The organism is Streptomyces noursei ATCC 11455 (genome assembly GCF_001704275.1).
In the GTDB taxonomy this organism is placed as follows: Bacteria; Actinomycetota; Actinomycetes; order Streptomycetales; family Streptomycetaceae; genus Streptomyces; species Streptomyces noursei.
This window is the reverse complement of the sequence record NZ_CP011533.1, coordinates 6,950,173-6,967,542: the sequence shown is the minus strand read 5'-3', so window position 1 is coordinate 6,967,542 and position 17,370 is coordinate 6,950,173. Positions and strand designations below refer to the sequence as shown.

18 protein-coding genes are annotated in these 17,370 nt (G+C 70.7%); 5 read left to right on the top strand and 13 right to left on the bottom strand.

All coding sequences use genetic code 11. The annotated features are described in order from the left end of the window. Nucleotides 1–112: 112 nt before the first annotated feature. The 10 genes from SNOUR_RS29520 to SNOUR_RS29475 form a co-directional block, all read right to left on the bottom strand. Complete coding sequence (locus SNOUR_RS29520; RefSeq protein ID WP_067352932.1) at nucleotides 113–661, bottom strand: TetR/AcrR family transcriptional regulator; 549 nt, start codon at nucleotides 659–661, stop codon at nucleotides 113–115. Next, nucleotides 661–981: a DMT family transporter gene (locus SNOUR_RS29515; protein ID WP_067352929.1), complete on the bottom strand. Its 321-nt coding sequence runs from the start codon at nucleotides 979–981 to the stop codon at nucleotides 661–663. The genes SNOUR_RS29520 and SNOUR_RS29515 overlap by 1 nt, the downstream gene beginning before the upstream one ends. A gap of 140 nt (nucleotides 982–1,121) precedes the next feature. Then, entirely contained in the window at nucleotides 1,122–1,457 is a 336-nt protein-coding gene (locus SNOUR_RS29510) for a metal-sulfur cluster assembly factor (RefSeq protein WP_033270552.1), read from the bottom strand. Then, nucleotides 1,454–1,912, bottom strand: coding sequence for a Fe-S cluster assembly sulfur transfer protein SufU (gene sufU / locus SNOUR_RS29505; protein ID WP_018536854.1), 459 nt, complete (start codon nucleotides 1,910–1,912; stop codon nucleotides 1,454–1,456). The genes SNOUR_RS29510 and sufU overlap by 4 nt, the downstream gene beginning before the upstream one ends. A 51-nt stretch (nucleotides 1,913–1,963) precedes the next feature. Next, nucleotides 1,964–3,220: a cysteine desulfurase gene (locus tag SNOUR_RS29500; protein WP_067352927.1), complete on the bottom strand. Its 1,257-nt coding sequence runs from the start codon at nucleotides 3,218–3,220 to the stop codon at nucleotides 1,964–1,966. After that, nucleotides 3,217–3,981 (bottom strand): Fe-S cluster assembly ATPase SufC, encoded by a 765-nt coding sequence (gene sufC / locus SNOUR_RS29495; protein WP_067352925.1) that lies wholly within the window; start codon nucleotides 3,979–3,981, stop codon nucleotides 3,217–3,219. Before sufC ends, SNOUR_RS29500 begins: the two co-directional genes overlap by 4 nt. A 7-nt stretch (nucleotides 3,982–3,988) precedes the next feature. Further along, entirely contained in the window at nucleotides 3,989–4,306 is a 318-nt protein-coding gene (locus SNOUR_RS29490) for a non-heme iron oxygenase ferredoxin subunit (RefSeq protein WP_067352923.1), read from the bottom strand. Beyond that, entirely contained in the window at nucleotides 4,303–5,490 is a 1,188-nt protein-coding gene (sufD, locus tag SNOUR_RS29485; RefSeq protein ID WP_067352920.1) for a Fe-S cluster assembly protein SufD, read from the bottom strand. The genes SNOUR_RS29490 and sufD overlap by 4 nt, the downstream gene beginning before the upstream one ends. Before the next feature lie 60 nt (nucleotides 5,491–5,550). Further along, nucleotides 5,551–6,972: a Fe-S cluster assembly protein SufB gene (gene sufB, locus SNOUR_RS29480; protein WP_067352917.1), complete on the bottom strand. Its 1,422-nt coding sequence runs from the start codon at nucleotides 6,970–6,972 to the stop codon at nucleotides 5,551–5,553. Continuing rightward, the gene (locus SNOUR_RS29475; protein ID WP_067352915.1) at nucleotides 6,969–7,787 is read right to left on the bottom strand and encodes a helix-turn-helix transcriptional regulator; all 819 of its coding nucleotides are present in this window, start codon (nucleotides 7,785–7,787) and stop codon (nucleotides 6,969–6,971) included. The genes sufB and SNOUR_RS29475 overlap by 4 nt, the downstream gene beginning before the upstream one ends. A 224-nt stretch (nucleotides 7,788–8,011) precedes the next feature. On the opposite strand from SNOUR_RS29475, the gene SNOUR_RS29470 reads away from it, so the two are divergent. The 3 genes from SNOUR_RS29470 (at nucleotide 8,012) to SNOUR_RS29460 (ending at nucleotide 11,017) form a co-directional block, all read left to right on the top strand. Next, nucleotides 8,012–8,974 (top strand): ABC transporter ATP-binding protein, encoded by a 963-nt coding sequence (locus SNOUR_RS29470; RefSeq protein WP_067352913.1) that lies wholly within the window; start codon nucleotides 8,012–8,014, stop codon nucleotides 8,972–8,974. A gap of 88 nt (nucleotides 8,975–9,062) precedes the next feature. After that, the gene (locus SNOUR_RS29465) at nucleotides 9,063–9,851 is read left to right on the top strand and encodes an ABC transporter permease (protein WP_039637556.1); all 789 of its coding nucleotides are present in this window, start codon (nucleotides 9,063–9,065) and stop codon (nucleotides 9,849–9,851) included. A 173-nt stretch (nucleotides 9,852–10,024) separates the two neighbouring features. Continuing rightward, nucleotides 10,025–11,017 (top strand): COX15/CtaA family protein, encoded by a 993-nt coding sequence (locus SNOUR_RS29460; RefSeq protein WP_067352911.1) that lies wholly within the window; start codon nucleotides 10,025–10,027, stop codon nucleotides 11,015–11,017. Here the strand turns inward: SNOUR_RS29460 and SNOUR_RS29455 are convergent. From SNOUR_RS29455 to SNOUR_RS29445, 3 genes are all read right to left on the bottom strand, one after another. Further along, nucleotides 11,014–12,057 (bottom strand): amidohydrolase, encoded by a 1,044-nt coding sequence (locus SNOUR_RS29455; protein ID WP_067352909.1) that lies wholly within the window; start codon nucleotides 12,055–12,057, stop codon nucleotides 11,014–11,016. The two genes, SNOUR_RS29460 and SNOUR_RS29455, sit on opposite strands and share 4 nt — an antisense overlap. Nucleotides 12,058–12,188: 131 nt before the next feature. Then, nucleotides 12,189–12,575 carry a type 1 periplasmic-binding domain-containing protein gene (locus SNOUR_RS29450; protein ID WP_067352907.1) on the bottom strand — a complete coding sequence of 129 codons (387 nt, stop codon included), beginning with the start codon at nucleotides 12,573–12,575 and terminating at the stop codon, nucleotides 12,189–12,191. A 74-nt stretch (nucleotides 12,576–12,649) separates the two neighbouring features. After that, nucleotides 12,650–13,600 carry a heme o synthase gene (locus SNOUR_RS29445; protein ID WP_039641890.1) on the bottom strand — a complete coding sequence of 317 codons (951 nt, stop codon included), beginning with the start codon at nucleotides 13,598–13,600 and terminating at the stop codon, nucleotides 12,650–12,652. A gap of 524 nt (nucleotides 13,601–14,124) precedes the next feature. On the opposite strand from SNOUR_RS29445, the gene tkt reads away from it, so the two are divergent. Continuing rightward, entirely contained in the window at nucleotides 14,125–16,212 is a 2,088-nt protein-coding gene (gene tkt, locus SNOUR_RS29440) for a transketolase (protein ID WP_067352903.1), read from the top strand. A 34-nt stretch (nucleotides 16,213–16,246) separates the two neighbouring features. Beyond that, nucleotides 16,247–17,365: a transaldolase gene (gene tal, locus SNOUR_RS29435; protein ID WP_067352900.1), complete on the top strand. Its 1,119-nt coding sequence runs from the start codon at nucleotides 16,247–16,249 to the stop codon at nucleotides 17,363–17,365. Nucleotides 17,366–17,370 lie beyond the last annotated feature (5 nt).

Sequence of the window (17,370 nt, the reverse complement as noted above, 5' to 3'; positions counted from 1 at the left end):
CTCAGCGATCGGTCCCGACCCGTACGGTCGCACGATCCCGGCGGCCCGCCGGCACCTCCCCTCTCGTACGGTCGCACCAGTCGCCCGGCCGTCGCCCAGGCGTCGCCGCCGGTCAGCCGGAGGCGCCCAGCACCCCCGCCAACCCCTCGCGCACCACGGCCGGTTGGAAGGGTCGGTCGGTGAGCAGGTGCTGGAGCAGCAGCCCGTCGGTGAAGGCCACCACCGCACGCGCGGTGGCCCGGTCGCCGATCCGCCGGGCCAGCAGCGTCTCCATCTCGTCCAGGCACTCGGCGGCGATCGGCCGCACCGCCTCGTGCCGCAGCGCGGCCAGATACAGGTCGTACTCCAGCTCCACCCGCGAGCGGTCCCCGGCGAGGGTCTCGCCGACCAGTCGGGCCACCTCGTCGGCGAGCGGCACCGCGAGGTCGATGCCGTCCACCCAGCGCGCGAAGTCCGCCAGCCACCGGCCGTTGGACTGCCGCAGCGCGGCGACCAGCAGATCGTCGAGGGTCGCGAAGTGGTACGTCGTGGAGCCCAGCGGGACGTCCGCGGCGGCGGCCACCGCGCGGTGGCTGAGCCCGGCGATCCCCCGCTCCCGGACCACCGCGAGCGCCGCGTCGATGATCCGCTGCCGCCGGTCCGGGTCGTAGCGCCGGGCCATCAGTGCGCACCGTCGAGGTTGAGCACCACCACGCCGGCGATCACCAGCAGCACCCCGAGGATCTTGAGCGTGCTGGTGCTCTCGCCCAGGAAGACCATGCCGATCGCGGCGATCACCGCGGTGCCGGCCCCGGACCAGATCGCGTACGCGGTCCCGACGCTCATCGACTTCAGCGTCCGGGCCAGCAGCGCGAAGGCGACCACATAGCCGACCGCGGTGCCGAGCGAGGGCCACAGCCTGCTGAAGCCGTGGCTGTACTTCATCGATGTGGTCGCGAGGATCTCGGAGAGGATCGCGCCGGCGAGCGTCGCATAGGCCATGCGTACGAGCGTACACAGCGATGCGTACGGGCGTACACAACGACCGCCGGCCCGCCCGGAACGACGACAACGGCCGTGCCCGCCGGAGAACCGGTGGACACGGCCGTCGAAGACCGTGCGGCAGTGCCGCGGAGCGAAGCTCAGACGTTGAACCCCAGCGCACGCAGCTGTTCGCGGCCGTCGTCGGTGATCTTGTCCGGTCCCCACGGCGGCATCCAGACCCAGTTGATCTTCAGCTCGTTGACGATGCCGTCCGTCGCCGACTTCGCCTGGTCCTCGATGACGTCGGTCAGCGGGCAGGCCGCCGAGGTCAGCGTCATGTCGATGGTCGCGATGTTGGCGTCGTCGATGTGGATGCCGTAGATCAGCCCGAGGTTGACGACGTCGATGCCCAGCTCCGGGTCGACGACGTCGTACAGCGCCTCGCGGACCTCTTCCTCCGAGGCCGGCTTGGTGGTGGTCGGGGTGTCGGTCATGCGGTCTTCGCCTCCTGGGAAAGGGCCTTGGCCGTGGCGTCCTTCCAGGCCATCCAGCTGAGCAGGGCGCACTTCACGCGCGCCGGGTACTTGGAGACGCCGGCGAACGCCACCGCGTCCTCCAGCACCTCCTCCATGGCGTCGTCCGGTTCCACCTGGCCCTTGGACTGCATCAGTTCAAGGAAGGTCTCCTGGATCCGCTGCGCCTCGCCGAGCTCCTTGCCGACCAGGAGGTCGTTGAGCACCGACGCGCTGGCCTGGCTGATGGAGCAGCCCTGGCCCTCGTAGGACACGTCCTCGATCGTCGTGCCGTCGTACTTCACGCGCAGGGTGATCTCGTCGCCGCACGTGGGGTTGACGTGGTGCACCTCGGCGTCGCCGTCCCGAAGACCGCGCCCATGGGGGTGCTTGTAGTGGTCCAGGATGACGTCCTGGTACATGGAATCCAGCTTCACGACTCAGTCAGTCCTCGTCCTCATCCGCTGTGCTCGTAACCGCGGTGTTCGTTAACCGAAGAAGTTGCGCACGTACTCCAGGCCCTCGACCAGGGCGTCGACCTCGGCCGGGGTGGAGTACAGATAGAACGACGCTCGCGTGGTCGCAGGAATTCCGTAGCGCAGGCAGACCGGGCGCGCGCAGTGGTGTCCCACCCGGACCGCGATGCCCTGTTCGTCCAGCACCTGGCCCACGTCGTGCGGGTGGATGTCACCCAGCGTGAAGGAGATCGTCGCCCCGCGGTCCTCGGCCGTGCTCGGGCCGATGATCTTCAGGTCGGGGACCTCCAGCAGCCGCTTGACGGCGTACTCGGTGATCGCGTGCTCATGCGCGGCGATCCTGTCCATGCCGATCGCGGTCAGGTAGTCCACCGCGGCGCCGAGGCCGACGGCCTGGGCGATCGGGGGCGTACCCGCCTCGAACTTGTGCGGCGCCGGGGCGTAGGTGGAGGAGTGCATCGAGACGGTCTCGATCATCTCGCCACCGCCGAGGAACGGCGGGAGGTCCTCCAGCAGTTCCTGGCGGCCCCACAGCACGCCGATTCCGGTCGGGCCGCACATCTTGTGGCCGGTGAAGGCCACGAAGTCCGCCTGCAGCGCCTGCACGTCCAACGGCATGTGGGGTGCGGCCTGCGAGGCGTCTATCACCACCAGCGCGCCGACTTCCTGGGCGCGACGGACGATCGTCTCGACCGGGTTGTACGTGCCCAGGAGGTTGGACACCAGGGTGAAGGAGACCACCTTGGTGCGCTCGGTGATGACCTCGTCGATCGTGGAGAGGTCCAGCCGGCCGTCGTCGGTCAGCCCGAACCACTTCAGCTTCGCGCCGGTGCGCTGCGAGAGCAGCTGCCACGGCACGATGTTGGAGTGGTGCTCCATCTCCGTGATGACGATCTCGGTCTCGCGGTCCACCCGGTAGGGCTCGTCGGCCCAACCCAGCATGTTGGCCACGAGGTTGAGCGACTCCGAGGCGTTCTTGGTGAAGATCACCTCGTCGCGGCTGGGCGCGTTGATGAAGGCGGCGACCTTGTCGCGGGCGCCTTCGTACAGCGCCGTGGCCTCCTCGGCGAGCACATGCACGCCGCGGTGGACGTTGGCGTTGTGGCGTTCGTAGTAGGCGCTCAGGGCGTCCAGCACCTGGCGCGGCTTCTGCGAGGTCGCCGCGTTGTCCAGGTACACGATCTTCTTCCCGTCGTGGACCTGACGGTCCAGAAGGGGGAAGTCCTTGCGGATCGCCTCTGTGTCGAGGAGGCCCGGCAGCTGTGTCACGCGGTCGTACCACCCTTCACGTATGCCTCGTAGCCCTCGGCCTCCAGCTTGTCCGCCAGCTCCGGGCCGCCGGACTCGGCGATCCGGCCGTTGGCGAAGACGTGGACGTGGTCGGGCTTGATGTAGCGCAGGATGCGCGTGTAGTGGGTGATCAGCAGAGTGCCGACCTGACCCGTCTCGCGGACGCGGTTGACGCCCTCGGAGACGATCCGCAGCGCGTCGACGTCCAGACCGGAGTCGGTCTCGTCGAGGATCGCGATCTTCGGCTGGAGCAGCTCCAGCTGGAGGATCTCGTGGCGCTTCTTCTCACCGCCGGAGAAGCCCTCGTTGACGTTGCGCTCGGCGAACGCCGGGTCCATCTGGAGACGCTCCATGGCCTCCTTGACCTCCTTGACCCACGTCCGCAGCTTGGGGGCCTCGCCGCGGATGGCGGTGGCGGAGGTGCGCAGGAAGTTGGAGACCGAGACGCCGGGGACCTCGACCGGGTACTGCATGGCGAGGAAGACGCCGGCCCGGGCGCGCTCGTCGACGGACATCTCCAGGACGTCCTCGCCGTCGAGGGTGACGGTGCCGCCGGTGATCGTGTACTTCGGGTGACCCGCGAGGGAGTAGGCGAGGGTCGACTTGCCGGAGCCGTTGGGGCCCATGATGGCGTGCGTCTCGCCCTGCTTCACGGTCAGGTCGACGCCCTTCAGGATCTCCCGCTGGCCGTTCTCGGCCTCGACGGAGACGTGCAGGTCGTGGATCTCAAGCGTTGCCATGGGTGACTCAGGACTCCTGGGTGATGGAGACGAGCACGTCGTCCCCTTCGATCTTTACGGGGTAAACGGGGACGGGGCGCGTCGCGGGGAGGCCGGACGGCTTGCCGGTGCGCAGGTCGAAGCTGGAGCCGTGCAGCCAGCACTCGATCGAGCAGTCCTCGACCTCGCCCTCGGAGAGGGAGACGTTGGCGTGCGAGCAGATGTCGTTGATCGCGAACACCTCGCCCTCGGTACGGACCAGCGAGATCGGCGTGCCGTCGATCTCCACCCTCTTGGGGGTGTCCTCCTCCAGCTCGCTCAGCGCGGCCGCGCGTACGTAGCTCATGCCGCGGACGCTTCCAGCTCGGCTTCGATCTTGTTCATCAGACGCTCCTCGACGTCCGGGAGACCGATCTGCTGGACCAGCTCGGCGAAGAAGCCGCGGACGACCAGACGGCGCGCCTCGTCGGCGGGGATGCCGCGGGCCATCAGGTAGAACAGCTGCTCGTCGTCGAATCGGCCGGTCGCCGAGGCGTGGCCGGCGCCGACGATCTCGCCGGTCTCGATCTCCAGGTTGGGCACCGAGTCGACCCGCGCGCCGTCGGTCAGGACGAGGTTGCGGTTGAGCTCGTAGGTGTCCGTGCCGGTGGCCGCCGCCTGGATCAGGACGTCGCCGATCCAGACCGCGTGCGCGTCCTGGCCCTGCAGCGCGCCCTTGTACGTCACGTGCGAGCGGCAGTTCGGGGTGTCGTGGTCCACGAACAGGCGGTGCTCCTGGTGCTGGCCCTGCTCGGTGAAGTACAGGCCGTAGAGCTCGGCCTCGGCGCCGGGGCCCGCGTAGTCGATCCGCGGGTGCAGGCGGACGAGGTCGCCGCCGAAGGTGACGACCACGGACTTGAAGGTGGCGTCCCGGCCGACCAGGGCGTTGTGCTGGCCGCAGTGGACGGCGGTGTCGTCCCAGTCCTGGACCGAGACCACGGTCAGCTTGGCGCCGTCGCCGAGGACGTAGTCGACGTTGGCGGCGAGCACGCCGTCACCGGTGTGGTCGATGACCACGACGGCCTCGGCGAACGCGCCCAGCTCGACGACCTGGTGGCCGAAGGCGGTGCCGCCCTCGCCGTGCACCCGGATCCGGATCGGCTCGGTGAGCACGGTCTCCTTGGGGACGGTGACCACCGACGCCTTCTCGAACGCGCTGTACGCCTGGGCGGCGACCCGGTCCACCGGCTTGCCGGCCTTGCCGACCCGCGGGTCGTCGCGGTCGACGAGCTCGTGGGTGACGCCCTCGGGCGCGGTGATGTCGACCTTCAGGTCGGGGCCGCCGGCGGTGGCGGTGCCGTCGTGCAGCCCGCGCAGCCGCGCCAGCGGCGTGAACCGCCACTCCTCCTCGCGGCCGTGCGGAACGGGGAAGTCCGCCACGTCGTAGGACGGCGGGGCGCTCATCCGGGTGGCGACGGTGGACTCCGCGGCCACCGCGATGGAGCCGGAGGTCGTGGAACCCGCCGGGATGGTCGTCTGAGCCTCAGCCATGGCTGTCGTCTAGCTCGCTTTCTGCGTTCTCAGGGAGTCGTTCGCTGCGTGGGGCCGGGGTCAGCCGACCGCGCCTTCCATCTGCAGCTCGATCAGCCGGTTGAGCTCCAGCGCGTACTCCATCGGCAGCTCACGGGCGATCGGCTCGACGAAGCCGCGGACGATCATCGCCATGGCCTCCTGCTCGCTCAGGCCGCGGCTCATCAGGTAGAAGAGCTGGTCCTCGCTCACCTTGGAGACGGTCGCCTCGTGGCCCATCGACACGTCGTCCTCGCGGACGTCGACGTAGGGGTAGGTGTCGGAGCGGGAGATGGTGTCGACCAGCAGCGCGTCGCACAGCACGTTCGACTTCGAACCCGCGGCGCCCTCGCCGATCTCCACCAGGCCGCGGTAGGAGGTCCGGCCGCCGCCCCGCGCCACCGACTTGGAGACGATGTTGGAGGAGGTGTTCGGCGCCATGTGGACCATCTTGGAACCGGCGTCCTGGTGCTGGCCCTCGCCCGCGAACGCGATCGAGAGCGTCTCGCCCTTGGCGTGCTCACCCATGAGGTAGACCGCGGGGTACTTCATGGTGACCTTGGAGCCGAGGTTGCCGTCCACCCACTCCATCGTCGCGCCCTCGTAGGCGACGGCGCGCTTGGTCACCAGGTTGTAGACGTTGTTCGACCAGTTCTGGATCGTCGTGTAGCGGCAGCGGCCGCCCTTCTTCACGATGATCTCGACGACCGCGGAGTGCAGCGAGTCGGACTTGTAGATCGGCGCGGTGCAGCCCTCGACGTAGTGGACGTAGGCGTCCTCGTCGACGATGATCAGCGTCCGCTCGAACTGGCCCATGTTCTCGGTGTTGATCCGGAAGTAGGCCTGGAGCGGGATGTCGACGTGCACGCCCTTGGGGACGTAGATGAACGAGCCGCCGGACCACACCGCGGTGTTCAGCGACGCGAACTTGTTATCGCCGACCGGGATGACCGTGCCGAAGTACTCCTGGAACAGCTCCGGGTGCTCCTTGAGCGCCGTGTCGGTGTCCAGGAAGATGACGCCCTGCTTCTCCAGGTCCTCGCGGATCTGGTGGTAGACCACCTCGGACTCGTACTGCGCGGCGACACCGGCGACCAGGCGCTGCTTCTCCGCCTCCGGGATGCCGAGCTTGTCGTAGGTGTTCTTGATGTCCTCGGGCAGCTCCTCCCAGGAGGCGGCCTGCTGCTCGGTGGAGCGGACGAAGTACTTGATGTTGTCGAAGTCGATGCCCGACAGGTCCGAGCCCCAGGTCGGCATGGGCTTCTTGTCGAACAGCTTCAGGCCCTTGAGGCGCAGCTTGAGCATCCACTCCGGCTCGCTCTTCTTCGCCGAGATGTCGCGGACGACCGCCTCGGAGAGGCCGCGCTTGGCGGCGGCACCGGCGACGTCGGAGTCGGCCCAGCCGTATTCGTACTTGCCCAGACCCTCGAGCTCAGGGTGAGCAGTCTCCGTGGGGAGCGTCATGCGGGGTTCCTCCCGGCCGTGCTAGCAGATGCTGTGGTGGTCTGTGTGGGGCGCTCACCGGTGCGGTGAGCTGCTTTGCCGGCACCGGCCTTCGGGACGAAGGTCGTGCACACCCCGTCGCCGTGGGCGATGGTGGCAAGGCGCTGTACATGGGTCCCGAGCAATCGGGAGAAGACCTCGGTCTCCGCCTCGCACAGCTGCGGGTACTGCTCGGCGACGTGGACGACCGGGCAGTGGTGCTGGCAGAGCTGCTCACCGAGCTGGGGATTGGGCGCACTGCGTGCCGTAGCAGCGTACCCGTCCGCGGTCAACGCCTTCGCAAGGGCCTGGGTGCGGGCCTCGGGCTCGGCGCCCTCGACCGCCTCGCGGTACCCCTCGGCCTGCGCGGCGAGCCGGGCGCGGGCGAACGCGGCGACCGCCGCCTCGCCCTCGGCGCCGCCGCCCGCGCTCTGCGCGATCCAGCGCAGCGCATCGGCGGCGAGGGCGTCGTACGCCTGGTCGAAGGCGTCCCGTCCGCAGTCGGTGAGGGCGAACGCCTTGGCCGGGCGGCCGCGGCCGCGCGCGCCGTAGACCCGCTTCTCGCGGGGCTCCACGACGCCCTCGGCGACCAGCGCGTCCAGATGACGGCGGACGGCGGCCTGGGTCAGTTCCAGGCGGAGCGCCAGCTCGGCCGCGGTGGACGGGCCGTGGTCGAGGATGGAGCGGGCGACGCGGTTGCGGGTGCCGTGCTGATCGTCGTGCGCAGGGGCGGACGGAACCGGGCCGGCGGTCTGCCGGGCCGCTGGCCTCTTCCGATCCTCGCTCACGTTTTTCACAACGCCATTGTTGCGTAATTCGCCAAATCGATTCAACCCCTGTGCGGGATCACGGACCGGTGGCCTCCGTCACTAAGGGTTACCTAATTTCGGGGCTCCCGGTCACGCTCCGGAACTGACGCCGGCCACCGGGGAGGCCCGGCGACGGTCCCGCACGGAACGGCTCCCGGACAGCTTCCGGCCCCCGCTCCCGGCGCCCCCGCCCGCTCCGTAGACTGCCCGGCATGCCCAGCACCTCCCCAGGGGACGCCCCCCGCTCGCCCGGTCGCGAGCCTGCCGTCGAGGTCGTCGGCCTGGTCAAGCGGTACGGGTCCAAGACCGCCGTGGACGGGCTCGACCTCACCGTCGCACGCGGCACCGTGACCGCCGTCCTCGGCCCCAACGGCGCCGGGAAGACCACCACCGTCGAGACCTGCGAAGGCTATCGGCGCCCGGACGCCGGCCGGGTCCGCGTCCTGGGACTGGACCCGATCGCCGACGCCGCGACCCTGCGCCCCCGGATCGGCGTGATGCTCCAGTCGGGCGGGGTCTACGCCGGAGCCCGGGCCGAGGAGATGCTGCGGCACACCGCCACCCTCCACGCCCACCCCCTCGACGTGGTCGCGCTGATGGAACGGCTGGGCCTGGGCGGCTGCGGACGGACGCCCTACCGGCGGCTGTCCGGCGGCCAGCAGCAGCGGCTCGCCCTGGCGATGGCCGTGGTCGGCCGCCCCGAGCTGGTGTTCCTGGACGAGCCGACCGCCGGCCTCGACCCGCAGGCCCGCCGCGCCACCTGGGACCTCGTCCGGGAACTGCGCGCCGACGGCGTCAGCGTGGTGCTGACCACCCACTTCATGGACGAGGCCGAGCAGCTCGCCGACGACGTCGCGATCATCGACGGCGGCAAGGTCGTCACCCAGGGCAGCCCGGAGCAGCTGTGCAAGGGCGGCGCCGAGAACAGCCTGCGCTTCACCGGCCGGCCCGGCCTGGACGTCGCCTCGCTCCTCAAGGCACTGCCGGCCGACAGCGCCGCCGCCGAGCTGACCGCCGGCATCTACCGCGTCCAGGGCCGGATCGACCCGCAGCTGCTGGCCACCGTGACCTCCTGGTGCGCGCAGAACGGCGTGATGCCCGACGCGATAGCCGTCGAGCGCCACACCCTGGAGGACGTTTTCCTTGAGCTCACCGGTAAGGAGCTGCGCGCATGAGGTCGGGTCACCCTTCTTTCGGCCGGGGGTCCGGGGGTCGTCCCCCGGGAAAGCACAGCCTTGAGCTCACCGGTAAGGAGCTGCGCGCATGACCACCGCGAGCGGTACGTTCGCCCCCCGGCCCGGCGCGGCCCCGCTGCCCCGGATGATCCGCGCGCAGGCCGCCCTGGAGACCAGGATGCTGCTGCGCAACGGCGAGCAGCTGCTGCTGACCGTCATCATCCCGACGCTGCTGCTGGTGCTGTTCTCCGCCGTCCGCATCATCGACACCGGCGCCGGCAGGTCGGTGGACTTCCTCACGCCGGGCGTGCTGGGGCTGGCCGTGATGTCCACGGCGTTCACCGGCCAGGCCATCGCCACCGGATTCGAGCGGCGCTACGGCGTCCTCAAGCGGCTGGCCGCCTCGCCGCTGCCGCGCTGGGGGCTGATGACCGCGAAGACCTGCGCGGTGCTGGTCACCGAGGTCCTCCAGGTCGTCCTGCTGACCGTGGTCGCCCTGGCGCTGGGCTGGTCCCCGCAGGGCGCCGCGTCCCTCTCCGGCGTGGCTTCCGTGGTCCTGCTGCTCCTGTTGGGCACCGCCGCGTTCTCCGGCCTGGGCCTGCTGATGGCCGGCACCCTCAAGGCCGAGGCCACCCTGGCCGCCGCCAACCTGGTCTTCCTGCTGCTGCTCGTCGGCGGCGGGGTGATCGTCCCGCTGGCGAAGTTCCCGGCCGCGGCCCAGCAGGTGCTCCAGTTCCTGCCGATCTCCGCGCTCTCGGACGGCCTGCGGGAGGTGCTCCAGCACGGGGCCGGGGTGCCCTGGGCGGACCTCGGGATCCTGGCGGCCTGGGCCGTCCTAGGACTGGGCGCGGCCGCGAAGTTCTTCCGCTGGGAGTGACCCCGCCGGTTCTTCCGCCGGGAGTGACCCCACCGCCCGCCGGACCGGCCGGAACGCCGCAACCCCGACCCTCGTGCCGATTCCCTCGGGGGACACCCCCCGACCCCCCGGCCGGACAGCGGAACCCCGACCCTCGTGAAAACGCGCACAAGCCGCCGCCTACGATGACTCCCGTGCCGAACACGCTGAATCCCTTTGAGCTGATCGCCCGCCGCTGGCAGCCCTCCGCGCGCTTCGTCGAGCGGGCGGCGCTCGCCACCGTCGTGATGGCCGTGGTCATCGTCGTGACCGGTGGTGCGGTCCGGCTGACCGAGTCCGGGCTGGGCTGCTCGACGTGGCCCCAGTGCACGCCGGACAGCCTCACCCCGACCGCCGAGATGGGCATCCACGGCCTCATCGAGTTCGGCAACCGCCTGCTGACCTACGTCCTGTGCGCCTTCATCGGGCTGTTCATCGTGGCGGCACGGGCCCGCGCACCGCGCCGCCACGCGCTCACCCGGCTCGGCTGGGCGCAGTTCTGGATCGTGATGGGCAACGCGGTCTGGGGCGGCATCGTCGTGCTCACCGGCCTGAACCCGTACCTCGTCGCCGCGCACTTCCTGCTCACCAGCGCTCTGTTGACGGTCTGTGTGCTGTCCTGGCAGCGCGCCAAGGAGGGCGACGAGGAGCCGCGCGACCTGGTCTCCCCCGCGGTCCGGCAGCTCTCCTGGGTGCTGGTGGTCGCGGTGGCCGCGCTGACGGTGATCGGCACCGTCGTCACCGGCACCGGTCCGCACGCGGGCGACGCCCGCAAGGTCCACCGGATCCCGCTGGACTGGCAGGAGGTGACCCAGCTCCACGTCGACTTCGTCTACATCGTCGTCGGGCTGACCGTCGCCCTGTTCTTCACCCTGCGCGCGGTCAAGGCGCCGCCGGCCCCGCGCCGCGCCGCGCTGGCCCTGTTCGCCACCCTCGCCTTCCAGGGCGTCGTCGGCTACGTCCAGTACTTCCTGAGCCTGCCGACGCTGGTCGTCGGACTGCACATGTTCGGCTCGACGCTGGTCTGGATCGCGGTGCTGCGGGTCTTCCTCACCCTGCGCGACCGCGGCCCGGTGCCCGCCGCCCCGGACGCACTCGGCGACGGCGAGGCCGCGGAGGCCCGACCGGCCGCCACCACCGCCGCCTAGGCCGCGGAGGCCAGCCCGTAGACCCGGCGGGCGGTGCCGGAGCCGACCATCTCGGCGATCCGCCGCCCGTCCGCCGGGGCGCACAGCCCCTCGGCGGTCCACTCCCCCACGACGCGATCCATGGCCCGCCGGAAGAGCCGGGCCGCGGTGACGTAGAGCTCGGGCAGCCCGCGCGCGCCCGAGGAGAACAGCAGCTTGCCGAACGGCGCCTGGCCCAGCGTCTCCTCGGGACACGGGCCGGCGTCCGCGTAGACGTGGGCGTGCACGGCGGCCAGTTGCGCGGCCCGCCGGTGGTGCGGGGCCTCGGGCAGCAGGACGAGGTCGGAACCGAGCCCGGCGGTGGCCCGCAGGAAGTCCGCCAACGGCTGCGGATCGGCGCAGTGCAGCTGCACCGGGAGGCCGGTCGCCACCGCGCTCCACAACAGGTGCCGGACGAGCGCGGGCTCCGCCAGCGGCTCCCCCGGTCGACGATCGCGCAGCCAACGGTCCGCGGCCCGCCGTACCGCGCCCGCATCGGGCGCCCGCCCCTCGCAGTACGTGCCCCCGCAGGCGAAGGCGGTCGCGTGCTGGGCGGCGGAGTAGAGGGCCTCGGCGGTGTAGCCGAGGAAGGCGTCGACGCTGCCGGAGGTGTCGGCGACCTGTTCGGCGAGCGGTTCGAGCCGGACGACCTCGTGGGCGCGGACATCGGCGGCGTCGGCGAGTTCGGCGGCGGACGTCAGACCGCCGGGGGCACCGGACTCCACCAGGAACGTCTCGATGCCGGCGCCGCGGAGCAACATCCGGCCCGCTTGGAAGGCGCCCACCTCGCGCCGCCGGGCCAGATAGCGCACCGGCGCGCAGTGCGGCTCCAGGCCGAGCAGGGGTGGGCACCAGCGGCGTATCGCGAGACCGGTGCGGGTGTCGAAGTGGCTGGTGCCCGCGGGGGCCGGGCCCCGGGCCCCGGCCGCGGCGCCCAGTTGGGCCTCGAAGGAACCCAGGCCCAGTTCACCGTGGACGGCGCCGTGACTGTGCTGGTCGATGAGCGGGGGGAGTGTGTCCATCCGCCCCTCCTCGCCGTCGGCCCGCCGGGCGTGGCCGGTCCACCGCGCCTGGTGAGCTTAACGGGCGAGCGGGTGGTGAGGTAGCGGGCGACGCGCCCCGGCGCACGGCACGGGGGCGCGTCGCGCGAGGCTCAGGCGTTGGCCGGTCCGCCCAGCTGGAGGCCGGCCATCCGCGACCACTCGTAGCGGCCGGTGCGGACCTTGGCGGCCAACTCGCCGTCGAAGTCGTCCTGGAGGGCGATGCCGGCCTGCTCGGCGGCCTTCTTGGCGGCGAGGTAGCTGTCCGCGACCAGATTGCCCCACTCGCCGTTGGCGCCGACCAGGGCGATCCGGGTGCGACCGCGGCCGATGTGGGCGAGCTGGCCCTCGGCGCTGCCGCCGTGGCTGCTCGCGAAGGAACGGATCTGCCGGGCGAGCCGGGCCGCCTGCTTGTCGGCCCGCTTCTCCGCCGGCGTCGCGGCGGCCGCGCCGCCCGCCGCCTGCTCGTCAGCCTGCTGGGTGTCTGCCATGGTCAGCATGTTACCCACCGGTACCGCCTTTGTGGGGGTGATCCGCCACACCCCCGGCGACGACGGGAAGGTGACAACAAGCCCTAGCGCAGGAAGGGGTCCACCGCGACGGCGACGAACAGCAGCGACACATAGGTGATGGACCAGTGGAACAGCCGCATCTCCTTGAGCTTGGCCCCGGTGAGGCCGGCCTTGGCGCGGACCTGGAGGGCGTGTGCCTCCCACAGCCAGAACGCGCCGCAGGCGACCGCGACCCCGGTGTAGAACCAGCCGGTGTAGCCCAGCGGCTGGAGCAGCAGCGAGACCCCGACCATCACCCAGCTGTAGAGGACGATCTGTCGGGCGACGACCTTGTTGCCCGCCACCGCCGGCAGCATCGGCACGCCGACCCGCTTGTAGTCCTCCGTGACCTTCATCGACAGCGGCCAGTAATGCGGCGGCGTCCAGAAGAAGATGACGAGGAAGAGGATGAAGGAGGCCCAGGAGACGGTGTTGGTCACCGAGGACCAGCCGATGAAGACGGGCATGCAGCCCGCGATGCCGCCCCAGACGATGTTCTGCGTCGTCCGCCGCTTGAGGATCATCGTGTAGACGACGACGTAGAAGAGCAGCGCCCCGAGGGAGAGCATCGCCGACAGCGGGTTGACGAGGTACCAGAACCACGCCGTGGAGCCGACCGCGAGGACGGTGGCGAAGACCAGGCACTCGCGCGGCGAGACCATGCCGGTCACCAGCGGGCGCTGGGAGGTGCGGTCCATCATCGCGTCGATGTCGCGGTCGAGGTACATGTTGTACGCCGCGGCACCACCGGCGGACAGGTAACCGCCGATGCAGGTGGCCAGCACCAGCCACAGGTCCGGCACACCGCCGGCCGCCAGGAACATCACCGGCACCGTCGTCATCAACAACAGTTCGATGACCCGCGGCTTGGTCAGCGCGATGAACGCCTTGACGCGGGCCCCGAACGGCCGGTTACCGGGACTCCCGGGGACCTGAGAGAGCCCCCCCGCAGGACGGGTTTCGACGGCCGTCACGCACACCCCTGGAAGTAACGTCTGCGGCCTGAGCCGCGGAGATAAGGCCAGCAAGCTCCGCCGGCGGTGAACACCCGGTAAAGGCTTGCGCTTACCACGCCACTTTAGACGTTGGCCATACGGCGACTCTCGCGGGGGTGGGGTCGTGTTGGGCGCCCGGCCGCGGGCCGGCGGTGGCGACAATGCGGGCGGGCCCGGCGACGGTTCGTCCGGAGCTCTCCCGGCCCGTTCACCCGGCGTTCGGGAGGCGGAGGCGCCCAGGGCCCGGCAGTCTGGTGCGTAGGGCGCTACCCGACGCCAGGAATGCCCCGAGCGCCGCTTTGGTTGCCCTAAGCGATAGATGATCCCGTGACAGCGACACCGCCCGCCGAGTGAGCGCCAGGACCGCCGACTGAGCACCGACTGAGCGTCGAAATCGCCGACTGAGCGTCGAAAAGGCGGGCGCATTCGCGGGGGTAGGCTCGACACCGCCTGGGCGGACATGCCGTCCGCGTTCGACATGTGGAGAGGAGCCCTGACTCAGGGTGAGCACCAAGCCGACCACCACAGTTTTCGAGTGGACCGAACTGGACCAGCGGGCTGTGGATACCGTCCGAGTCCTGGCCATGGATTCCGTGCAGAAGGTCGGTAACGGCCATCCGGGTACGGCCATGAGCCTGGCGCCCGCCGCCTACGTTCTCTTCCAGAAGCTGATGCGGCACGACCCCGCCGATGCGGACTGGACCGGCCGGGACCGGTTCGTCCTCTCCGCGGGCCACTCCAGCCTGACCCTCTACATCCAGCTCTACCTCGCCGGTTTCGGCCTGGAGCTGGACGACCTGAAGAGCTTCCGCACCTGGGGCTCGAAGACCCCCGGTCACCCGGAGTACGGCCACACCACCGGCGTGGAGACCACCACCGGCCCGCTGGGCCAGGGTGTCGCCAACGCCGTGGGCATGGCGATGGCGGCCCGCTACGAGCGCGGCCTGTTCGACCCCGAGGCCGCGGCGGGCACCTCCCCGTTCGACCACATGGTGTACGTCATCGCCGGTGACGGCTGCCTCCAGGAGGGCATCGCCGCCGAGGCGTCCTCCATGGCCGGCCACCAGAAGCTCGGCAACCTCGTCATGCTGTGGGACGACAACCACATCTCCATCGAGGGCGACACCGAGACCGCGGTCTCCGAGGACACCTGCGCGCGCTACGAGGCGTACGGCTGGCACGTCCAGCGCGTCGCGCAGCTGCCCAACGGCGACCTGGACCCGGCCGGTCTGGCCGAGGCCCTGGAGGCCGCCAAGGCCGAGACCGAGCGCCCGTCGTTCATCGCGGCCCGCTCGATCATCGCCTGGCCGGCTCCGAACGCCCAGAACACCGAGGCCGCGCACGGCTCGGCGCTGGGCGAGGAGGAGATCGCCGCCACCAAGCGCGTCATGGGCTTCGACCCGGAGCAGACGTTCGAGGTGGCCGACGAGGTGCTGGCACACACCCGTGGCGCCCTGGACCGCGGCCGCGAGGCCCGCGCCGAGTGGGAGAAGTCGTTCGCCGCCTGGCGCACCGCCAACCCCGAGCGCGCCGCCGAGTTCGACCGGATCGCCGCGGGCGAGCTGCCCGAGGGCTGGACGGACCACGTCCCGTCGTTCGAGACCGGCAAGTCCGTCGCCACCCGTGCCGCGTCCGGCAAGGTGCTGCAGGCGCTGGGCGCGGTCATCCCCGAGCTGTGGGGCGGCTCCGCCGACCTCGCCGGGTCGAACAACACCACGATCGACAAGACCTCGTCGTTCCTGCCGAAGGGCAACCCGCTGCCGGGCGCCGACCCGTACGGCCGCACCATCCACTTCGGCATCCGCGAGCACTCCATGGCCGCGGAGATGAACGGCATCGCGCTGCACGGCAACACCCGCATCTACGGCGGCACCTTCCTGGTGTTCTCCGACTACATGCGCAACGCCGTCCGGCTGTCCGCGCTGATGCACCTGCCGGTGACGTACGTGTGGACGCACGACTCCATCGGCCTGGGCGAGGACGGTCCGACCCACCAGCCGGTCGAGCACCTGGCCACGCTGCGCGCCATCCCGGGCCTGAACATCGTGCGCCCGGCCGACGCCAACGAGACCGCCCTCGCCTGGCGCGAGATCATGCGCCGCTGGACGAAGGAGTTCGGCGTGGGCGCCCCGCACGGCCTGGCGCTGACCCGTCAGGGCGTGCCGACGTACGAGGCCGACGAGAACACCGCCAAGGGCGGTTACGTCCGCTTCGAGGCCGAGGGCGGCGAGCCGCAGGTCGTGCTGATCGCCACCGGTTCCGAGCTGCAGCTGGCCGTCGAGGCCCGCGAGCAGCTCCAGGCCGAGGGCGTGCCGACCCGCGTGGTGTCGATGCCGTCGGTGGAGTGGTTCGAGGAGCAGGACCAGGCGTACAAGGACAGCGTGCTGCCGCCGTCCGTGAAGGCCCGGGTCGCCGTGGAGGCGGGCATCGGGCTGACCTGGCACCGCTACGTCGGCGACGCCGGTCGGATCGTGTCGCTGGAGCACTTCGGTGCCTCCGCCGACGCCAAGGTCCTCTTCCGCGAGTTCGGCTTCACCCCCGAAGCGGTGGCCGCCGCCGCCCGGGAATCGCTGGCCGACGCCGCGCGCTGACGCCCGTATACGACAAGTAGGAGATGCAGAACCCATGACAGACGCACTCAAGCGCCTCTCCGACGAAGGCGTGGCGATCTGGCTGGACGACCTGTCGCGCAAGCGCATCACGTCCGGCAACCTGGCCGAGCTGATCGACCAGCAGCACGTCGTCGGCGTCACCACCAACCCCTCGATCTTCCAGAAGGCGATCTCCTCGGGCGACGGCTACAGCCAGCAGCTGGCCGACCTGGCGGCCCGCAAGGTCACCGTGGACGAGGCGATCCGCATGATCACCACGGCCGATGTCCGGGACGCCGCCGACGTGCTGCGCCCGGTCTTCGACGCCACCGGTGGCCAGGACGGCCGGGTCTCCATCGAGGTCGACCCGCGGCTGGCGCACAACACCGTGGCGACCATCGCCGAGGCCAAGCAGCTCGCGTGGCTGGTGGACCGCCCGAACACGCTGATCAAGATCCCGGCCACCAAGGCGGGTCTGCCGGCGATCACCGAGGTGATCGGCCTGGGCATCAGCGTCAACGTCACGCTGATCTTCTCGCTGGAGCGCTACCGCGAGGTGATGGACGCCTACCTCGCCGGTCTGGAGAAGGCCAAGGCCGCGGGCCTGGACCTGTCCAAGATCCGCTCGGTGGCGTCGTTCTTCGTGTCCCGCGTGGACTCCGAGATCGACAAGCGCCTGGAGAAGCTCGGCACCGACGAGGCCAAGGCCCTCAAGGGCAAGGCCGCCCTCGCCAACGCCCGCCTGGCCTACCAGGCGTACGAGGAGGTCTTCTCCTCCGCGCGCTGGGCCGCCCTCGACAAGGCGGGTGCCCACAAGCAGCGTCCGCTGTGGGCCTCGACCGGCGTGAAGGACCCCGCGTACAAGGACACCCTGTACGTGGACGAACTGGTCGCCCCGGGCACGGTCAACACCATGCCGGAGGCCACCTTGGAGGCCACCGCCGCCCGCGGTGAGATCACCGGCGACACGGTGCGCGGCACCTACGCCGCCGCCCAGGCCGACCTCGACGCGCTCGGCGCGCTCGGGATCTCGTACGACGACGTCGTGCAGCTCCTGGAGGACGAGGGCGTGGAGAAGTTCGAGGCGTCCTGGAACGACCTGCTCAAGTCGACCGAGGCGGAGCTGGCGCGCCTCGCTCCCTCGGAGGGCTGATCCCC